At 67.7% G+C, this 483-nt stretch carries 1 pseudogene; it reads right to left on the bottom strand.

The window, feature by feature from the left end:
* Positions 1 to 483 (bottom strand): annotated as a pseudogene (locus Ato02nite_RS51195) (hypothetical protein); the annotation flags it as partial.

Below are 483 nucleotides of genomic sequence, written 5' to 3' on the forward strand. Positions count from 1 at the left end.
CGCCGCGATGTTGGCCGCGTAGTCGATCGAGATCGCGATCTGCTCGTCGATCGAGTAGACGTTGTCGGTCACCGACATACCGGTGGTCACCTGGCCGATGCCGTACCCGCAGTCAGCCTTGGCGTAGTTGATGACGTCCGGGTCGTAGCTGCCGTAGTACGCCGAGATCAGCGGGTTGCCGGTGTCCCCGGGCACGGCGTGCCAGGACGCCTGGGAGAGGTTCGTCTCCTGGGCCAGGACGGCCAGCTCGACCTGGGCCGGAACCCCGGCGTACCCGTTCTCGATCACGTCGAGCGGGAAGTACCCCTGCGGCGAGTAGGACGGGGTGTTCGACTTCAGGTAGTTGTCCGGCCGGGTGATGTCCAGGGTGCCGCGCACGGCCCGGTCGACGGCCCACTCGACCTGGTCCGGGCTGGGCTGCAGCGGCTGGATCGTCTGTTCGTTACGCGGGATCGCGCACTTCGGCTCGCCCAGCTCGTCGGC

The organism is Paractinoplanes toevensis (assembly GCF_018332695.1).
Taxonomy (GTDB): Bacteria; Actinomycetota; Actinomycetes; order Mycobacteriales; family Micromonosporaceae; genus Actinoplanes; species Actinoplanes toevensis.